Source organism: Flavobacterium sp. J372 (assembly GCF_024699965.1).
Lineage (GTDB): Bacteria > Bacteroidota > Bacteroidia > Flavobacteriales > Flavobacteriaceae > Flavobacterium.
This window is the reverse complement of record NZ_JAJOMZ010000004.1, coordinates 1,958,338-1,974,239: the sequence shown is the minus strand read 5'-3', so window position 1 is coordinate 1,974,239 and position 15,902 is coordinate 1,958,338. Positions and strand designations below refer to the sequence as shown.

Sequence of the window (15,902 nt, the reverse complement as noted above, 5' to 3'; positions counted from 1 at the left end):
TAAATTATGTTGTAAAACAAAACATGACAAAATTGCAGTAAGATTTTCGGTAACTAAGATCATTTAGAAAAAACATTTATCCGACAATCATTATCTTTGCGTGCTTTTAAAATTTTACTGAGAAATGCGTATATCATACAACTGGCTGAAACAATTCATTAAACTCGACTGGAAATCTGAAGAAACTGCTGCCCTGCTTACCGACCTGGGGCTTGAGGTTGAGGGCGTTGACAAGTTTGAATCGCTCAAGGGCGGGCTTGAAGGCGTTGTGGCCGGCCATGTGCTTACCTGCGTGCAGCACCCAAATGCCGACAGGCTTCGTATCACAACGGTTGACCTGGGTGACGGTAACCCGCCGGTGCAGATTGTGTGCGGCGCGCCAAACGTTGCTGTGGGCCAGAAGGTTCCGGTGGCGACTATCGGGACAACACTGTATGACAAAGAAGGTAATGCCTTCCAGATAAAAAAGGCAAGATTCGCGGCGAAGACAGCCACGGCATGATTTGCGCGGAAGATGAGCTTGGCATCGGCGACAGCCATGACGGCATCATGATACTGAAGGACGATGTAAAGCCGGGCACCCCTGCTTCAAAGCTCTTCAGCATTGAGACTGACGAGGTTTTTGAGATTGGCCTTACCCCCAACCGTGCCGATGCAATGAGCCATTGGGGCGTGGCGCGCGACCTGCGTGCGGGGCTTACCCAGAAGAATGTGAATACAGAACTGATAACGCCATCGGTGAGCAACTTCCGTGTGGATAAGCGTACGCTGAAAATTGACGTAAAAGTGGCTGATGCAAAGCTGGCGCCGCGATACTGCGGAGTTACCATATCAGGCGTATCGGTAAAAGCGTCACCGGCATGGCTCCAAAACAGGCTTAAGGCTATAGGGCTCACCCCTAAAAATAATATTGTTGACGTTACAAACTACGTACTGCACGAACTGGGCCAGCCGCTTCATGCTTTTGACGCTGCCAAGATAAAGGGCAACAAAGTGATAGTACAAACGCTTCCGGCGGGTACAAAGTTCACTACGCTTGATGATGTGGAGCGCACCCTGCACGAAGATGACCTGATGATTTGTGACGAAAGCGGCCCGATGTGTATTGCGGGTGTTTTCGGTGGGAAAAATTCGGGTGTGACGGATACAACGTCATCGATATTTCTTGAAAGTGCCTATTTCAATCCGGTGTCGATACGCAAAACAGCGAAAAGGCACGGCCTGAGTACCGACGCATCATTCCGATTTGAGCGTGGCATTGACCCAAGTATTACAGAATATGCCCTGAAACGTGCAGCCCTCCTTATCCAGGAAACCGCAGGCGGGGAGATAACGAGTGACATCATAGACCTGCACCCTAAAAAGGCGGAAGACATCCCGGTGTTCCTTAACTTCAATAATGCTGCGCGTATCATCGGGCAGGAACTTCCGAAAGAAACCATCAAGAAAATATTGGCGGCGCTCGACATCAAGATAGGCACTATGAGCGATGCAGGCCTTGGCCTTATTATCCCGGCGTACCGTGTGGATGTAACCCGCGAAATTGACGTTATCGAGGAGATACTGCGTGTATACGGTTACAACAATATTAACTTCACGCAAAAGTTAAATGCATCAATATCAAATTCTTCACGTACAGAAGATTATAAATTACAAAATATTGTTGCGGCAAGCCTTACATCGTTGGGCTTCAACGAAATGATGGCGAACTCGCTTACGACTCCAAACTACATATCGCTTACTAATAATTTAAAGGAAGAAGATAACGTAATGATGCTGAATCCGCTAAGCTCTGATTTGGCCGCGATGAGGCAGTCGATGCTGTTCAGCGCACTTGAGGCAGTGTCGTTCAACATCAACCGCAAGCGTTCTGACCTTAAATTATTTGAGTTCGGGAAAACCTACCATAAATCTGGAGAAGGCCACATCGAAAAGAAACACCTCACGCTGACCCTGACGGGCAACCGCCTGCCGGAAAGCTGGGCATATGCACAAAACCCCGCGAACTTCTTTATGTTTAAGGGTTACATCAATGTGGTGCTTACGCGTTTGGGACTAAATAAACTACAGACACAGCCCATTGCCAATGATGTTTTTGGCGAAGGTATGACGTTTACCGTAGGTAACGAAACTGTGGTAGAAATGGGCGTTGTGAAAAAATCCGTGGCCAAACATTTCGACATCAAGCAGGAAGTTTTCTTTGCCGATTTCAACTGGGATGCCATTATTAAGCTGACATCAGGCAAAATAAAATATACCGAGATTTCTAAGTTCCCTGAAGTGCGCCGTGACCTGGCATTACTAGTGGATACAGGCGTATCATTCGAGCAGCTGTACACCATTGCGAAACAATCGGAGAAGTCATTACTCAAGGAAGTGAGCCTGTTTGACGTGTACGAAGGCGCAAACCTGCCTGAAGGCAAGAAATCATACGCGCTGAGCTTTACGCTGCAGGACGCAACAAAGACGCTTACTGACGAGCAGATAGACAAGATAATGGGTAAGATAAGGAGCAATCTGGAGAAGGAAACGGGAGCGCAGCTCCGATAGTTCGACTGCTCGATTTTTCGATTTTCGACTTTTCGAGTGTAGCTCAACTTTCAACTTTATAACTTTCAACTTTACAACTCGCAGAATGCGCATCGACATCATCACTGTACTACCCGAATTGCTTCGGAGCCCTTTTGAGGCTTCGATACTGAAGCGCGCCATAGATAAAGGCCTGGTTGAGGTGCACCTGCATAACCTGCGCGATTACAGCACTAATAAGCATAAGAACGTTGACGACTACCAGTTTGGCGGCGGTGCGGGCATGGTGATGAGCATTGAGCCGATAGATGCCTGTATATCAAAACTGAAAAGCGAGCGCGAATATGACGAGGTGATCTACATGACTCCTGACGGCGAGACACTTTCACAGGGAATGGCCAACCGCATGTCGCTGTTGCAGAATATCATCATACTTTGCGGGCATTACAAGGGTGTTGACCAGCGTGTGCGCGATCATTTCATCACTAAAGAGATTTCAATTGGTGATTATGTGCTTTCAGGTGGTGAGCTTGCTGCGGCGGTACTGTCAGATTCCATCATACGCCTGATACCGGGAGTTTTGAGCAACGAGACCTCTGCCCTTACCGACAGTTTCCAGGATAACCTGCTGGCCCCGCCGGTATATACCCGCCCCGCCGAATACAAAGGCTGGAAAGTGCCAGATGTACTGCTAAGCGGCCATAGCGCCAACATTGATAAATGGCGCGAGGATATGGCGCTGGAGCATACCAAGACGAGAAGGCCTGATTTGTTGGAGTAGTATCTTAGAACGATAGTGTGATTTTGTAATCTGCATTTAGATTCTTAAGATAAGACACGGATTGCAAAACAGTGCCATCCGGATTAATACCGCATAATACATTTACTGATAAATATACTGCTTGAAGTGGAATTTAGTTACTACTTGTTTTTACTGACATTTTTAGGCTTTCCTATAGTCTCACTTTTATGCGCACCGTATTTCGCAAAGATGTTTACGTCTAAAAGCGTGGCCCTTATAACGGTGTTTATCGTTGTATATATATCGTTATTTTATTTTGGAATATCAATTTATGGAGACTATGCTGATTATATAATATTCTCATTGGCTTATCTGTATGTATGTATGAGCGTTGTAATCCTCGTGAAAAAGGCCAACGTTGTATTAAAGGTATTAGGTATTATTGGTGCTATTACAATGTCTATTAATTTTCTGGTTGGCCTGATAGGTATAATTATGTTCATTGTAATTTCCCAAGATTATGAAGCTGATAAAGTTTACAAATTCAATAATAATAACAAACATTACAGTTGCCGAAGATATACATTTGGATTTGCAACATTGGATGATACCAGATATACATTTGAAACCTACAGGCAATTCAAATATTTACCACTTGAAATTAAAATAGACAAGACGGATTTTTTTGCTAATGAATCGGATTTAGATTTTACAGATGCAAAATTTTCAGTAGCCATCAAAAGCGTTGACGACCATCGGGAATTAATTTTCAGATCGTCAGACGGTGGCAAAAGCACTAAAATGATAGATTAAGAATCATCTTTACAAAGAATCTAACAAAAAATCCCGAAGCTTTCGCTTCTGGATTTTTGTTTTTGGCAGTGTCGTATTACATAATATAAAACTCGTCCTTTGTAACCGGATCAGGCAGGTCTTCTTCTTCAAGTAATTGCCTGATATTGATTTCAATGGTACGCGCTATAGCCGTTACCGAAACATCGCTCGGCCTGTTACGGAAAGGGTCCCTGCAGGTAGTAAGCTGCTTTTTCAAGTGTGAAGAATACGAATGATATCAGCAGCAAAAGCGGTATCTCATACACCAGCCCTACATCTTTCATAGCGATGCCAAGTATAGCTACAAACAGGTATATGATAAAATGCAGGAACATACGGTATATGGTCGGGAATACTGTGTTATTGATGCGCTCAGCCGCACCCATACTGTCAGAAAACCTGACAGATGTGCTATTGAGCTGGATGCTTTCAAAATCGCTTAGCTCATTCTCCATCCGCAATTTTTTCAGGTCGAGCACATTAAGCTGGAGCAATGCCAGTGGTTTGTTTTTAAAGTCGTGTATGCGCCTTATATCATCATCAGAAATAAATTGTTCGCAATCTTGCAATGGCGGCAAACCTCTGAGCGATTGCCCAAGCGAATAGCACCATGCAACCTGCCGGTAAGCCATAGTACGGATATTCGGCTTCAACTCTTCTTTTTTGAGGAAAGCCTGCAACTGCAATACAAAGCTTCGTGAATCATTTACGATGGCGCCCCAAATCTTGCGGGCTTCCCACCAGCGGTCATAGCTCTGGCTCATTTTGAACGACAAGAGTACCGATATCCCTGTACCCAAAAACGTTGCAATGGTAAGCGGCATTTCAGGAATGTAGGGGTCTACAACGCCTGCTATGAAATAAATAACTGTGGCAAGGATGATGACAATGAGCATTTCATACTTCACCATTTTAAATATATACCGAATCGGGACTCTCTTATCTACAAGCATTTACTAGTTTTTATAAATTAAATGTAGAGAGAATTTCTTACAGAAGAAGAAGCTTTATAAAAACTTTTGCAATTGATTATATATCCAGGTCAAACATCCTGCGGAGCGTTTCCATGGCAGGGTTTATGGCTTTGAGCTTCTCATACTTTTCTTCGGGGGTAAAAGCATATTTACGCTCGGTAGATTCATTCACATACGTTTCAATAACTATGTCATGGTTGTGAAGTTTGCCGCGCAGGTAACCCAGCAATTCCAGCTTATTATTATCAAAATCAACTTTTGAGCCTTCATTCGGCAACTGCAGCTTAATGGTTGTACCTTCAAGAATTGGGTCATTCATCTGCATGTAGGTCGCCATAATCTTCTGCCCGTTATCACTTAGGCGTTGTGCGAATTTGTTCCAGTTCAGCAGCATGTCGGTTTCCGTAAACGGCTCTGTTGGAAGTTCATCAGCATGCTTTTGGTTTGCCTTTTGGGTTTCGGCAAGCTCGCGCATTTTCTTTATGCTCGATAAAGACAATGCAGAGACCTTAACTGTGCCTTCAGGCTCAGGCTTAGGCGGGGCAGGCGGTACAACTTCTTCAGGAGTGTCGACTTCAAGTTCTGTGGTTGGCAATGGCGCAATGCCCTGCGGTTCAACCGAAACAGCAACCGCATCAATAGTAACGGCAGAAGTTTCAATATGCGTTTCCTGCACCGTAACCTTAGCAATTACAGGCGCTCCGTCTTTAAAATAATGCGCGGGGATTATAAATTGGTCAGCTTTTTTTTTTTCTCCGTCAAAAGTGATGGAGGCAAGCTGCATAAGGCAAAGTTCGGTAAGCAGGCGCTGGTTCTGGCTTACTTTGTATTTAAGGTCGCACTCGTTGGCCAAGTCAATTCCTTTCATTAAAAAGTCGTGGCTTGCGCGCTGCGCCTGCGATGCGTAAAGCGCCTGGGCGGCTTCACCGGCTTCAAGCAATACAAGTGTTGCCGGGTTTTTGCAAACCAACAGGTCGCGGAAGTGCGAAGCAAGCCCTGCCACAAAATGGTGCCCGTCAAAACCTTTGGCAAGAATATCATTATACGCCAATAGCAATTCCGGAATGCGGTTTTCAAGAATTAGGTCAGTCACCTTCACATAATACTCATAATCAAGTACGTTCAGGTTTTCGGTAACAGCCTGGCGGCTAAGGTTGTTTCCGCAATAGCTCACTACACGGTCAAATATCGAGAGTGCATCACGCATGGCGCCATCAGCTTTTTGGGCTATGATGTGTAGTGCATCGTCTTCGAAATTTATCCCCTGGCTGCGGGCCACATCGGCAAGGTGCTCTTTGGCATCTTTTACCGTTATTCGTTTAAAATCGAATATCTGACAGCGAGACAGTATTGTTGGAATAATCTTATGCTTCTCGGTAGTAGCCAGTATAAAAATGGCATGACGGGGCGGCTCTTCCAGCGTTTTCAGGAAAGCGTTAAAGGCAGCTTGGGAGAGCATATGCACCTCATCAATGATATATACTTTGTATTTGCCCGTTTGCGGTGGTATGCGTACCTGATCTATAAGGCTGCGTATATCATCAACCGAGTTATTACTGGCAGCATCAAGTTCAAACACGTTGAATGCAAAATCCTCATACGGGTCATCATAACCTTCCTGATTGATTTTACGGGCAAGTATACGCGCACAGGTGGTTTTACCCACACCCCGCGGGCCTGTAAAAAGCAATGCCTGTGCCAGGTGGTTATTTTCTATGGCGTTGAGCAGCGTATTGGTAATAGCCTGCTGGCCCACCACATCTTTAAATGTCTGGGGACGGTATTTGCGGGCTGATACGATGAATTGTTCCATAGAAGAAGGCAAATATATTCAAAGAAATTCCAAATCACAAGTTCCAAATCACAAATAGCCAAATGGTACAAGCCTCAAGTAGTCTTCAGTCGCAGTCACAGTTTTCAGTTGCGGGACAACGCGCAACCTGACCCGAGGCGATAGCCGAACGGGTGAAGCAAACTTTAAACTTGAAACTTGAAACAAAAACAAAACCCGGGGCCTGCATAAGCAACGTGGCTTTACAGTATTCCCGGGTCACACCTTCTAAAATGTTATCTTTAATTCTTGCGGAATGTCAGCGTATAGCCGTCGGCAAATTGCTGTGTGATTGTCATAACATCACCGTCAACCTGCTGGCAGCCCAAAACAAAGCACCATACAAAGAAATCGTCGGTACACGTTGCGGTTGGGTTTTCATTCGGGAAATAACCGTAGGCAAAGTTTCCTGAGTCAAGGAAATCTTCAACAGACTGGTCAGGGTTGTTATTGACTACATCAATTGTACTGTCAGCATTAAATGTCCAGACAATTTGCCCTTGAGGGAAATCGTGGCTCACTCCGGCAATACTTCCTGATACGTTTACCAAGCTCCAGCTGCCTGCAGGTGCGGTTTGCGGCTCTTCCGGCTGCTGGGGCTCTTCCGGCTGTTGCGGTTCTTCAGGCTGCTGTGGCTGTTCAACAGCGGCCGCATTTTGCAAAACAGCGTCATCATCCTGACACGAAGTTGCCAGCAGCACAGGTGCCAGCAGTAATAGTAAAGTGTAAATTCTTTTCATAGCGATTGGTTTATTTGTAAGATGCAGATTTGTAAGAAGGGTTGCGTGAATGTTAAAAAATTATTTTTTTGGAAGCGAAAAAGTCCTGACACATTGCTAACGATTACGCATATTTTGCTATTTTTGTTGCACTTTAATAAGATAAACGCATTAACTCATGAATTTACACGAATATCAGGGAAAAGAAATACTGGCGAGCCATGGTGTGCGCGTACAGCGCGGCATCGTAGCAAGCAATGCTGTTGAAGCTGTTGCTGCTGCAAAACAGCTTACAGCTGAAACCGGCACAGGCTGGCACGTTGTTAAGGCACAGATACACGCAGGTGGCCGTGGTAAAGGCGGCGGTGTGAAGCTGGCTAAGAACCTACAGCAGGTAGAGGAACTGGCAGAGCAGATCATCGGGATGAACCTTGTAACGCCGCAAACGCCTCCAACAGGCAAAAAAGTACACAAAGTGCTTATTGCTGAAGATGTATACTACCCTGGCGAGAGTGAAACTTCAGAATTCTATATGTCGGTGCTACTTAACCGTGGCCGTGGCCGCAACATGATCATGTATTCTACCGAAGGCGGTATGGATATCGAGGAGGTTGCAGAACACACGCCTGACCGTATCTTTACTGAAGAGATTGACCCGGCTGTTGGCCTACAGGGCTTCCAGGCGCGCAGGATTGCCTTCAACCTTGGCCTTAGCGGAACTGCTTTCAAAGAAATGACTCAATTCGTTGCTGCGCTTTATAAAGCGTACATCGAAAGTGATGCCTCAATGTTTGAGATCAATCCGGTGCTTAAAACGTCTGACAATAAGATAATGGCGGTTGATGCTAAAGTTACTATTGATGACAACGCTCTTTACCGCCAGAAGAAATATGCCGACATGCGCGACATCCGTGAGGAGAACCCTATCGAGGTGGAAGCGAAAGAGGTAGGCCTTAACTATGTTGACCTTGACGGTACAGTTGGTTGTATGGTAAATGGCGCAGGCCTTGCCATGGCAACTATGGACCTTATAAAATATGCAGGCTATGAGCCAGCAAACTTCCTTGACGTGGGTGGTACGGCCGATGCCAAGAGGGTTGAGACTGCATTCCGCATCATCCTTAAAGACCCTAACGTGAAGGCTATCCTTATCAACATCTTTGGCGGTATCGTTCGTTGTGACCGTGTTGCACAGGGTGTTGTTGATGCGTACAAGAACATGGGCGACTCTATAAAAGTGCCTATTATAGTGCGCCTGCAGGGTACTAATGCCGAGCTTGCCAAAGAAATCATTGACAACTCAGGCATGCCAATCCTTTCTGCTACGCAATTCCAGGAAGCGGCAGACCAGGTTAAGAAAGCGCTTAGCTAAAATATACGACACTGCCGAAAACAAAAATCCCGAAGTGAGAGCTTCGGGATTTTTATTTTAAAAGTAATTCCATTCCAAATCGTCAAGAAGTTCTGTCTGGCTGGGTTTCCATCTCAATGTGGCCTGCGTGTTAGATGATGAGGCCTCACAGCTCATACCCGCGAAATGCAGAAACCAACCAAAGTGCTTTTCTGCATCGGCCGGAGATAAACTCTCAACAGGCAGGTTAAGGCCTTTGCCTATCTCTGTTGCGATTTCTTTAAATGCAATACCCTGCTCTGCCACGGCATGGTAAACCCTCTGCTCCGGTTGTTTTTCTACAATCAGCCTGTAAACTTTTGCAGCGTCAAGCCTGTGTACTGCCGGCCATAAATTTTCTCCTTCGCCAATGTAAGCTGATGTACCGTTTTGCTTAGCCATGCCTGTCAGCATAGGTATAAAACCACGGTCACCTTTGCCATGCACGGTTGGCGGCAACCTTACAATATAAGCATTAACACCTTTAGCAGCGGCTGCAATAGCTGCTTCTTCAGTAGCTGCGCGTGGCATAACATCTGAGCTTGGCACAACATCATCTTCAGTTATTATACGGTCATAATGCAATACACCAATACCGGAGGTAACAACCAGCGGCTTTGAGGTACCTGCAAGGCTTTCGGCCAATGCTTCAATAACCTGCCTGTCGTCTTCGCAGTTTTGTTTGTACCTGGTAAAGTCATCATGGTTGAAAGCTGTATGGATAACAGCATCACATTCTGATGCGCATTTCGCAAGTGTCTCGGGATTGTTTACATCACCAACACAGGCTTCAGCATCCATCGCTTTTAACCTTTCCGCACCTTCAGCAGAGCGGGATAAGCCAAGCACACTGTGCCCGGCAGATAATAACTCATTTACAACTGCAGAGCCTACAAAACCCGTGGCTCCTGTAACAAATACTCGCATAGTTTTAAATTTCAATACTACAAAGCAAGTAAAAGCTACATTGAAAAATGTGGTCATTTGACCCTTTTTGAGGGTCAGCGCTGCAGTTGTGCGTGACGTATACGCGTTAGGGTTTTAAGGGAAATACCCAGATAAGATGCTATCATACGCAGGGGTAGGCGCTGCAGTAGATTTGGAAAACGAATGATAAAATCCTGATATTTTTCTTCGGGTGTGGCGCTCAGCGTTGTAAGCATGCGCTGGCGGTTGTAATAAATGTTTCTCGATATAAGCTCTTCCGCAAATTTCCTGAACGATGGTAATTCTGCACGAATGTTCTCAAAATCATTCTTTTCCCAAATCAATATTTCGCTAGGCTCTACAGCGCCAATGTTAACTACAGATGGTATAGCCTTGTCATAACTTTCAACATCAAGCGTCCAGGTATGCTCTGGCGAAAATTGCAGGATATGCTCATTGCCGTTGGCGTCAATGCTATATGTTCGCAGTAATCCGCTTGCTACAAATATTTTGTGGCGGCAAATATCTCCTGCTTGTAATATGAGATCGTTCCTGCGAAGCGTTACAGTTTGGGCACGACTGCTGATGAACAGTATTTCCTGTTGTTGTAAATTTATATTGCTTAAGAGGTAATTTTCAAAAATCATATCTCATTATAATACATCGCCTTCACAATCCCGTCAGATAACCCTATTTTCGGCACATAAATGTTGCGGGCGCCGCTCCACTTCATGGCGTTGAGGTAAATGCGGGTAGCGTAGATGATAACATCGGCCCTATCAGGGTTCAGGCCCAGCTCTGCAATACGCTGCTCATATGTCATACTGTTCAGGAACTGGTATTGTGAGTTTACATAAAAATATGAGAGTGGCTTCTCCTGCTTTTTGCCCGACAGCTTAAACAGCTTATTGATGTTACCGCCTGAGCCTACCATTACTATATTATCATAAGGCGCTGTAACGGCTTTAATCCATTTTTCTATTTCCTGCCATACCACCTCATTCACCATGTTATTCAGCAGCCGTACCGTACCGTTCTTAAATGATTTTGAAGCTATGATCTTACCGTTATCAAACAATGAAAACTCTGTGCTGCCACCACCAACATCAACATAAAGATACGTCTGTTCAGCCTTTAGGAAATGGTGAAGGTCGGTCGAGGCGATAATGGCCGCTTCCTTTTTGCCATCGATAATTTCAATCTTTACGCCTGCTTCACGCTCAATAGTTTCCACTACTTCCTTGCCATTGTAAGCTTCCCGCATGGCTGATGTAGCGCAGGCCATATATCGCTCCACCTTGTGCACTTTCATCAAAAGCTTATAGGCTTTCATGGCATCAACCATCCGGCTGATGTTTTCCTCAGTTATCTCACCTACCGTAAAGGCATCCTGCCCAAGGCGGATAGGAACGCGCACAAGCGAACTTTTATTGAATTGGGGCTCCTTGCCCTCCTGCTCTACGATATTGCTTACAAGCAGCCTCATGGCGTTTGAGCCAATATCTATAGCAGCATATTTTTTTATTGAAATCATTTTAAAACTATAAAGCGGCTGAGCTACTCAGCGGCTGAGCTAAAAAAAGCTAAGCAGCTTCTTATAATTGTTCATAAATCACATCAAGCTTGTTGCGGTAGTAGTTGTAGGTTTCCAGCTGTGCGCGGAATACCTTCTCGTCAGGGCGCTTGCGGTATTTGTTTTCCATGTTTTCGCTGTGCAGCCTGGCTTTTACATTACCTTTCCAGCCAATGTCAAAATTGTCTATAAGTTCATTTTTAATCTCGGGGTCATAAATTGGGCAGGTCACCTCTACCCTTGCGTCAAGGTTACGTGTCATAAAATCTGCCGATGATATGAACACTTCCGGCTCACCCGCATTGCCAAATATATATACGCGTGAATGCTCCAGGTAATTATCAACAATGCTAATCGCCTCAATATTGTCGCTCATTCCGGGTACGCCCGGTATCAAACAGCAAATACCGCGTATTTGCAGTTGTATCCTGACGCCCTCACGCCCCGCCTCATACAATTTGTCAATCATCCGCAGGTCAGTCAGGCTATTCATTTTCAGCTTCATAAATGCCGGCTTGCCTGCAATTGCATTCAGTATCTCACGCTCAATAAGCTTGTAGAATTTTGAACGGGTATAGTGCGGCGATACAAACAAATGCTTGTAACGGTGAACACGGTAATTCACATCAAAAAAGTCAAATATCTTCGAGACCTCTTTCATTATCGGGGTGAAGCTGGTAAACAGCGTTACATCGGTATACACCTTTGCCGTAGCCTCATTAAAATTACCGGTTGATATAAAGCCGTATCGCTTTACTTTGCCTTCTTCAAGCCTTTCAACCACGCAAACCTTGCTGTGAACTTTCAGGCCTTTAACACCAAAAATAAGGTTGATGCCTTCTGTTTGCATCATTTCGGCATAAGAAATATTGCTTGCTTCATCAAACCTTGCCTGAAGTTCTATCTGTACTGTCACTTTCTTGCCATTCTTCGCGGCGTTTATAAGTGAACTAACTATCTGCGAATTCTTTGCAAGGCGATACAGGGTAATTTTGATAGAGAAAACTTTAGGGTCAAGCGCGGCTTCACGCAGGAATTTTATAACATAAGCAAATGACTGGTAGGGCGCATTCAACAGGTAGTCTTTCTGCTTTATCCGTTGCAGGATACTTCCTTCAAGGCTCAGCCCCGGTATTGGCAGCGGCACATTTTTCTTGTACAGCAGGTCATACCTCCCCAGGTTGGGGAAATCCATATAATCACGGCGGTTGTGGTAACGGCCTCCAGGTATAACGCTGTCCGTGGTATCAATTTCCATTCGCGTGAGGAAGAAATCAAGAGTGTCTTTCTCTATAGCTTGGTCATATACAAAACGTACCACTTCACCAATCCTGCGGTCTTTTACGCTGCTGGATATTTTCTCCATCAGACTCTTGCTCTGGTCACTGTCAATATCAAGCTGGGCATCGCGGGTTATCTTTATCATATGAGCAGAGATGCTCTCGTAATCAAATATATTGAAGATACTCTGGATGTTTTGCCTGATAACATCGTCAAGCATTATGATGAACTGCCGCTCATCAGGCGAAGGCAAAACCACAAAGCGGTTTATTGTTTTAGGAATTTCTACTACGGCATAGCGCACCTGCCTGTTTATTTCTTCTTCGGCATTTGCGGGCCTCATCACAAGTTTTACGGCAAGGTATCCCGATGTGTCTTTCAGCAGCGGAAACTCGTCAAGATCATTAAGTATAATGGTTACAAGCTCGGGGCCCACACGCTGAATAAAGAAATCTTTAAGGTAATTTTCCTGCTCCTTGTTAAGCTCTCTCTCATTAACCATGAAGATATTTTCCTTCTCGAGCTCTTTTTCAATTACGCTAAGGGTGCGAAGGCTCTCGCTTTGCTGCTCAATAACGATATCGGTTATCTCTTTCAGGAGTTTTTGCGCAGAAATCCCGTTAAGCTCCTTTTCGCCACTATGGCCTTCTTCACGCAGTCGGCGTATAGCAGCATAGCGTACACGGAAAAACTCATCAAGGTTGTTTGAAAATATCCCTAAAAAACGAAGCCTGTCAAGTAACGGGACGTTTTCATCCCCGGCTTCCTGTAATACCCTGGCGTTAAATGCCAGCCAGCTTTTTTCTCTGTCAATATACCTGTTTACCGGTGTATGGTGAATCATATTTCTTTAAATCGCTTGGAAACAATACCTTTTCTGTTGTCCCCCTGCTTATATCTTCCCAACTATCATTGTCGAAAGAAAGAGACACAAAACCTGCCGTAGGTACATTATCTATCGGCAGATTTCCAAAGATATTAACAAAATTAGTAATCGCGCTATTATGACCAAAAAGAATTAGGTTATCAAATTGGTTATCGCAGCTTTTAATTACATTTTCAAGCTTCTTTTCTTCAAAGGTATAGAGGTCGTCTTTAAATATGATTGTTTCTTCGGGCACCGAAAGGCTTTCTGCAAAAATATGTGCTGTATTTTTAGCGCGCTGTGCCGTACTGCTCCACATAACAAATGATTTTGGCAGGTAACCATCAATATTCCCCGCCATGAGGTGGGCATCACTTATACCCCTCTTGCTTAGCGGCCTGTCTTTATCTGTAAGCGGAGCATCCCAGCTTGATTTGGCGTGACGTATCAGAATAAGATTTTTCATACGCTAAAAATTTAATTGTCAATTAATTAAATGTCTGAAAAATTCTTTCTGGCAGTTGCCTAAAATATGTTAATTCGGTATTAAAATTTTATAGGTTATGGCGCCAGCCTGTCGCGCTGCCAAGTGCCGTCAATGGTAAGCTTATACCTCATACGGTCATGAAGGCGGTTGGCCCTTCCCTGCCAAAACTCAATTTCAACCGGTTTTACAAGATAGCCACCCCAGTGTTCCGGCCTTTGCAGCGGCAAATCTTCTGTAAGTTTCCCATCAAGGAATTCACGTGACGGGATAACTTCACTCTGAGGCGAAATGATAGCCCCCAGCCTGCTGCCTTCAGGCCTGCTGTCGAAATACGCTGTTGAAACTGATTCATCAACCTTTTCAGCGCGTCCCTTTATTATTACTTGCCTCTCAACTTCCGGCCAAAAGAACGATAAACAAACATTAGGGTTGGCAGCTATGGCTTTCCCTTTCTCTGAATTATAGTTCGTGAAAAAAGTAAAGCCCTCTTCGCTAAAGCTTTTCAGTAAAACAATACGTGATTTTGGGTAGCCGTCCAGACCTATTGATGATATTGTCATAGCGTTGACTTCGCCTGAAATCCCGGCCTTTTCGGCTTCCTGAAACCACATTGTAAATAGCTCGATAGGGAAATCAGGCACGGTAGCTTCAAGCAGCTGGCTTTTCTCGTATGATCTGCGGTAATTGCTTAGGTCGTTCATTGTCTAGAATTTTGGTACGTTGGTATTTTAGATTGTTAGACTGCAGGATGAATCTGAACATACTGTCGAAAATTCTAATAATCTAAAATTCTAATAATCGAAGTTAAATACTTTCCCGTCATCTGCCAAATGTACATTTTCAAATATTTCAGAGGCTTCTTCTTTAAATAACTCAATCGAGCTGTACCTGGTTGAAAAATGTCCTAAAATAAGCTGCTTTGCATTTGCCTGCCTGGCAATAGATGCTGCCTGTTTTGCGGTTGAGTGCATGGTGCGCTCACACAAATGGGCTTCACTTTCAAGAAAGGTACTTTCATGGTAAATCACATCAACACCATTAAGCAGTGGCAGCAAATCTTCTTTATACATAGTATCTGAACAAAAAGCATAGCTCTTTGGCTGCGGCGGGTCAAAGGTCAGTTCAGCATTCGGGATCACCCTGCCGTCATCCAGTTTTATATCTCCGCCACTCTTTATTTTCTGGTAATAACAAGTTTCAATACCATAATGCTGTACTGCAGCAATATTGAGCTTTCGCTCTCCCGGTTTTTCCTGAAACAGGAACCCGTTTGTATATATCCTGTGCTTTAATGGCAGTGTGGTTACAATAACTTTCTCATCTTCAAACACCACTTGCGGCTCATCACCTTCCAGCTCATGAAAATAAAGGTTATAGCCTGTCCATGAGTTAGATAATTTCAACTGAAGCAAAATGATTTCTTTTACGCCTTTTGGCCCATGAACGTGCAAATCCTGCTGGCGGTTAAGCAATGAAAATGTGGAAATTAAACCTATAAGTCCGTACACATGATCGCCATGCAGGTGAGAAATGAAAACATGGCAAATTTTTGAGAACTTTATTTTATTCTTCCGAAGCTGAACCTGCGTGCCCTCGCCGCAATCTATAAGGAACATCCTGCCCTTCATTTCCAACACCTGTGAAGTAGGATTTGTGAGGGTACGCGGTGTTGCGGCATAGCAGCCAAGGATGGTTAGGTTCAATATTTATTATTTTAAATTCTGAATTTTGAATTTTAAATTCCTGGTAT

General features: G+C 44.4%; 14 protein-coding genes and 1 pseudogene. 4 read left to right on the top strand and 11 right to left on the bottom strand.

What is annotated here, in order from left to right; all coding sequences use genetic code 11:
• Nucleotides 1-124: 124 nt before the first annotated feature.
• From pheT to LRS05_RS09785, 3 genes and pseudogenes are all read left to right on the top strand, one after another.
• Nucleotides 125-2,550, top strand: a pseudogene (gene pheT / locus LRS05_RS09795) (phenylalanine--tRNA ligase subunit beta).
• Between the two features lie 85 nt (nt 2,551-2,635).
• Nucleotides 2,636-3,310 carry a tRNA (guanosine(37)-N1)-methyltransferase TrmD gene (trmD, locus tag LRS05_RS09790; RefSeq protein ID WP_257868163.1) on the top strand — a complete coding sequence of 225 codons (675 nt, stop codon included), beginning with the start codon at nt 2,636-2,638 and terminating at the stop codon, nt 3,308-3,310.
• A gap of 228 nt (nt 3,311-3,538) precedes the next feature.
• Nucleotides 3,539-4,084 carry a hypothetical protein gene (locus LRS05_RS09785; protein ID WP_257868162.1) on the top strand — a complete coding sequence of 182 codons (546 nt, stop codon included), beginning with the start codon at nt 3,539-3,541 and terminating at the stop codon, nt 4,082-4,084.
• Between the two features lie 76 nt (nt 4,085-4,160).
• Here LRS05_RS09785 and LRS05_RS09780 read toward each other — a convergent pair whose 3' ends face one another.
• The 4 genes from LRS05_RS09780 to LRS05_RS09765 all read right to left on the bottom strand — a co-directional run bounded on the left by LRS05_RS09780 (nt 4,161) and on the right by LRS05_RS09765 (nt 7,650).
• Nucleotides 4,161-4,322, bottom strand: a complete 162-nt coding sequence (locus LRS05_RS09780) for a hypothetical protein (RefSeq protein WP_257868161.1) — start codon at nt 4,320-4,322, stop codon at nt 4,161-4,163.
• A complete protein-coding gene (locus LRS05_RS09775) occupies nt 4,282-5,058 on the bottom strand; it encodes a bestrophin family protein (RefSeq protein ID WP_257868160.1) in 777 nt (258 codons plus the stop codon). Before LRS05_RS09775 ends, LRS05_RS09780 begins: the two co-directional genes overlap by 41 nt.
• 76 nt (nt 5,059-5,134) lie before the next feature.
• Nucleotides 5,135-6,892 (bottom strand): DNA polymerase III subunit gamma/tau, encoded by a 1,758-nt coding sequence (locus tag LRS05_RS09770; RefSeq protein WP_257868159.1) that lies wholly within the window; start codon nt 6,890-6,892, stop codon nt 5,135-5,137.
• 260 nt (nt 6,893-7,152) lie between these two features.
• Nucleotides 7,153-7,650, bottom strand: a complete 498-nt coding sequence (locus tag LRS05_RS09765) for a hypothetical protein (protein ID WP_257868158.1) — start codon at nt 7,648-7,650, stop codon at nt 7,153-7,155.
• Between the two features lie 157 nt (nt 7,651-7,807).
• Here LRS05_RS09765 and sucC point away from each other — a divergent pair, with 157 nt between their 5' ends.
• Nucleotides 7,808-9,001 (top strand): ADP-forming succinate--CoA ligase subunit beta, encoded by a 1,194-nt coding sequence (gene sucC, locus LRS05_RS09760; protein ID WP_257868157.1) that lies wholly within the window; start codon nt 7,808-7,810, stop codon nt 8,999-9,001.
• A gap of 57 nt (nt 9,002-9,058) precedes the next feature.
• Here the strand turns inward: sucC and LRS05_RS09755 are convergent, their stop codons facing one another.
• The 7 genes from LRS05_RS09755 to LRS05_RS09725 all read right to left on the bottom strand — a co-directional run bounded on the left by LRS05_RS09755 (nt 9,059) and on the right by LRS05_RS09725 (nt 15,855).
• Nucleotides 9,059-10,003, bottom strand: a complete 945-nt coding sequence (locus LRS05_RS09755) for an SDR family oxidoreductase (RefSeq protein WP_257868156.1) — start codon at nt 10,001-10,003, stop codon at nt 9,059-9,061.
• A 17-nt stretch (nt 10,004-10,020) separates the two neighbouring features.
• Nucleotides 10,021-10,593: a Crp/Fnr family transcriptional regulator gene (locus LRS05_RS09750; protein ID WP_257868155.1), complete on the bottom strand. Its 573-nt coding sequence runs from the start codon at nt 10,591-10,593 to the stop codon at nt 10,021-10,023.
• A complete protein-coding gene (locus LRS05_RS09745) occupies nt 10,590-11,480 on the bottom strand; it encodes a Ppx/GppA phosphatase family protein (protein WP_257868154.1) in 891 nt (296 codons plus the stop codon). The genes LRS05_RS09750 and LRS05_RS09745 overlap by 4 nt, the downstream gene beginning before the upstream one ends.
• Nucleotides 11,481-11,541: 61 nt before the next feature.
• Nucleotides 11,542-13,644: a polyphosphate kinase 1 gene (gene ppk1, locus LRS05_RS09740; protein WP_257868153.1), complete on the bottom strand. Its 2,103-nt coding sequence runs from the start codon at nt 13,642-13,644 to the stop codon at nt 11,542-11,544.
• Nucleotides 13,610-14,131: a histidine phosphatase family protein gene (locus LRS05_RS09735; protein WP_257868152.1), complete on the bottom strand. Its 522-nt coding sequence runs from the start codon at nt 14,129-14,131 to the stop codon at nt 13,610-13,612. Before LRS05_RS09735 ends, ppk1 begins: the two co-directional genes overlap by 35 nt.
• Before the next feature lie 95 nt (nt 14,132-14,226).
• On the bottom strand, nt 14,227-14,853 hold the full coding sequence (gene pdxH / locus LRS05_RS09730; protein ID WP_257868151.1) for a pyridoxamine 5'-phosphate oxidase: 627 nt from the start codon (nt 14,851-14,853) through the stop codon (nt 14,227-14,229).
• 90 nt (nt 14,854-14,943) lie between these two features.
• Complete coding sequence (locus LRS05_RS09725) at nt 14,944-15,855, bottom strand: ribonuclease Z (protein ID WP_257868150.1); 912 nt, start codon at nt 15,853-15,855, stop codon at nt 14,944-14,946.
• Between the last annotated feature and the right edge of the window lie 47 nt (nt 15,856-15,902).

Excerpts from the sequence above, each read along its gene's own strand:
- LRS05_RS09775 (WP_257868160.1), bottom strand. The coding sequence starts at position 5,058 with ATGCTTGTAGATAAGAGAGTCCCGATTCGGTATATATTTAAAATGGTG.
- LRS05_RS09735 (WP_257868152.1), bottom strand. The coding sequence starts at position 14,131 with ATGAAAAATCTTATTCTGATACGTCACGCCAAATCAAGCTGGGATGCT.
- pdxH (WP_257868151.1), bottom strand. The coding sequence starts at position 14,853 with ATGAACGACCTAAGCAATTACCGCAGATCATACGAGAAAAGCCAGCTG.
- LRS05_RS09755 (WP_257868156.1), bottom strand. The coding sequence starts at position 10,003 with ATGACCACATTTTTCAATGTAGCTTTTACTTGCTTTGTAGTATTGAAA.
- LRS05_RS09745 (WP_257868154.1), bottom strand. The coding sequence starts at position 11,480 with ATGATTTCAATAAAAAAATATGCTGCTATAGATATTGGCTCAAACGCC.
- trmD (WP_257868163.1), top strand. The coding sequence starts at position 2,636 with ATGCGCATCGACATCATCACTGTACTACCCGAATTGCTTCGGAGCCCT.
- ppk1 (WP_257868153.1), bottom strand. The coding sequence starts at position 13,644 with ATGATTCACCATACACCGGTAAACAGGTATATTGACAGAGAAAAAAGC.
- LRS05_RS09765 (WP_257868158.1), bottom strand. The coding sequence starts at position 7,650 with ATGAAAAGAATTTACACTTTACTATTACTGCTGGCACCTGTGCTGCTG.
- LRS05_RS09750 (WP_257868155.1), bottom strand. The coding sequence starts at position 10,593 with ATGATTTTTGAAAATTACCTCTTAAGCAATATAAATTTACAACAACAG.
- LRS05_RS09770 (WP_257868159.1), bottom strand. The coding sequence starts at position 6,892 with ATGGAACAATTCATCGTATCAGCCCGCAAATACCGTCCCCAGACATTT.
- sucC (WP_257868157.1), top strand. The coding sequence starts at position 7,808 with ATGAATTTACACGAATATCAGGGAAAAGAAATACTGGCGAGCCATGGT.